This is a genomic window from Mesorhizobium sp. M0106 (genome assembly GCF_040322715.1).
Taxonomy (GTDB): Bacteria; Pseudomonadota; Alphaproteobacteria; order Rhizobiales; family Rhizobiaceae; genus Mesorhizobium.
On sequence record NZ_JAMYUA010000109.1, the window covers coordinates 1 to 2,507 of the forward strand.

General features: G+C 58.2%; 2 protein-coding genes. Both read left to right on the forward strand.

Annotated elements, in window-relative coordinates; translation table 11 throughout:
- The first annotated feature begins 1,266 nt into the window (after positions 1–1,266).
- Positions 1,267–1,692, forward strand: coding sequence for a YidB family protein (locus tag NKJ55_RS35205; protein WP_352453897.1), 426 nt, complete (start codon positions 1,267–1,269; stop codon positions 1,690–1,692).
- Between the two features lie 383 nt (positions 1,693–2,075).
- Complete coding sequence (locus NKJ55_RS35770; protein ID WP_502904549.1) at positions 2,076–2,414, forward strand: hypothetical protein; 339 nt, start codon at positions 2,076–2,078, stop codon at positions 2,412–2,414.
- Positions 2,415–2,507 lie beyond the last annotated feature (93 nt).

A 2,507-nucleotide genomic window follows, 5' to 3' on the forward strand; every position in this document is an offset into this window, starting at 1 on the left:
AATTACTGGATTTGGGATTGAAAGACGTCGATGTAACAATAGCAATCGACGCCCCCAGCGGCGGCTTTCGCATGGCACATCTGACCGCCCAATATGCGTTCGTGATCGAGTTCCCGTATTTCAACCGATATCCAATTAATTATGCGACAACCGTCACGGTTCCGTTGATTGGAACATAAGGCTCACTCTCGTCGGACGCTGCGGCCCGCCACATCCGGACGTTCCTCTGCCAACCACCTTGAGTCTCCTCACAGGTTGATGCCAGAGCGGCTGTAAGACCGGCCTCGCGAAGGTTCACTTCCAGATCGGACGCGATCATGCTCATCCTCAGCGACAAGGACCAGCGGCTTTTTCATATTCAGCAGCAGTGCACGTTTGTTGAACAACTGCCAGCCCGATGAGCCGAGTTAGACTTTGTGCGGCGCGGGCAGCTCAATGCTCAACGAACAAGTCGCTTTGCCAATCATTGTTTTCCAAGGGGCCGAACATAAACTTGGCAGGCTTTCAACATGGGAAAAGACATGTCCGCCCGCGAGCGACTGAAGGAGAGGCAGGCCCAAGTCTTAGCCGATGAAACCGGCATTACGCAGGCGCAGGCGCGCGAGCAGATCGATGATCGGCGCCGACCATGCATCATTGCTGCGCGAGGCCTGAATACTGAAGAGCCGCGCGAGCCGGAAGTGAGCGGGCGTCGTAGAAATTACGAAGGAGCGAGCGCGTACCGATCAGTCCCAACATCGAGAGCACATAGACCAGGAGCAACGGAACCACGGATGGTTGGCTGTCGAGGGCGGCGTCCTCCTGTTCCTCGCCAAGATTGTGATCTCACCTGGCTTTCGTGACCACTATCGTCCAGCCCATTTTGCCGTCGGTCTCTCTCGAAATCCTTGTCGCCTATCTGCTCGGATCACGAGTCCCCGGGCAGGCGGCTCGGAAGCCAACCAGGACGATTGTGTCGCCATCGTTCTTGTCCATGGCGCCAACAGTGTTTTCCGCTGCATTTATCTTCGAAGTTTATAATGCAAGATTTTGAATGAGCGTGTCGCTCACAATCGGTGACGGAATGTAGAAAGCCCGCGCCTCCGGAGAGACGACGCGAGCTGCCAGCTGACTCTGCGTCGGCACGGATGCTGAAGGCTAGCCAGAACGAGCCGAGAAGCCGCAATCGTCCGGCTAAAAACCGAATCGAATATCGGCCCAGCAGCATAACCATGGAACCTTTCAAAGCCGCATGCCTTGTCTCTTCCTTATAGAAGGAGATGCGAAATGAGCCTTGATATAGGAAAGGTCGCCATAGCGTTGCTTGGCCTGCTTGCCTACAAGAATAGGGACAAGATCGGCGAGTTGATCGCTGGTAGGAAATCGACAAATCCCAACGCTAGCGCTGGCTCCACTGGCGGCCTCGGCGACATCCTGGACCGTCTCAGAAATGCGGGTGCGGGCGATCAGGTCGATTCGTGGGTAAGTAAAGGATCAAACCGGCCCGTTCAGCGCGATCAGGTTGAGAAAGCAATCGACCCGCAAACATTGAGCGATCTGGCTGAGCAAACCGGATTGTCCCATGAGGAACTTCTCGACCGGCTCACAAGAGAATTGCCCGACGCGGTGGACAAGCTTACGCCCGACGGCCAGATGCCCGCGGGCAACGGTCCAGATCTCTTGGACGAGGTACCAGGAGCGGGCCGTACTTAGCGCCATCTGCGACAAAGCAGGCTGAAACTAGGAGACGCCGGCTTCGGGGCCACCGACCTGGCAGCAATCGTGTGAGGGGGAAGTTGCTGGCCTTCACCGCGGGTTCCAAGGCCTATCGCAAAAAGTCCCGCCGTACTGCCAGGACGGCGGGACCGATCGGAGCGCCTTTGCACCGGGCATGGGGGATGCATGGGGGATGCGGGGGCGGGCTTGCCCGGTGCGCGCGTACCGTCCAGGAACCTTAGGCTCTCACCGGCAGTGCACCAGCCGACGGTTGGAGCGACAACGAAGAAGATGTCGATAGCCGTTCGTCATCATCCAGCGGGGCGCGCAAGATCGGCCCGACTTGGCGCGTCGGCGGGCGCAGTGGACCGGGCCGCCCCATGCTCACAGACGGGCCGATCAATGGCTTCCGGCTCTATGTCGAGAAGGTGCTCTTGCCGACCCTCAAGCCGGGCGACATCGTCCTCATCGACAAGGCCGTCCGGCACGCCGTCAGCAACGCCGGCGCCAAGCTCTTCTTCCTGCCGAAATACTCGCCAGACCTGATCCGATCGAGATGCTCCTCGCCAAACCAAACACCTGCTGAGAACGGCCGCCAGACGCAACACCGAGGCCGTCTGCGAGCATCGGGAAAATCCACGACACTCTCACATCAAAGGAATGCGCCAACTCCTTCACCGAGGCCGAGTATGCCGCAACCTAAAATCGTCACGCTCTAAGCACGGCATGGGTTATGGCCGAGCCCGGCACGCGAACTCATTCCTCCCTGAATGCCCGTTGGATTTGATCTGCCAGAGGTTTTACGAGGTAAG

Coding starts and splice junctions, on each gene's coding strand:
- NKJ55_RS35205 (WP_352453897.1), top strand. CDS start 1,267: ATGAGCCTTGATATAGGAAAGGTCGCCATAGCGTTGCTTGGCCTGCTT.
- NKJ55_RS35770 (WP_502904549.1), top strand. CDS start 2,076: ATGCTCACAGACGGGCCGATCAATGGCTTCCGGCTCTATGTCGAGAAG.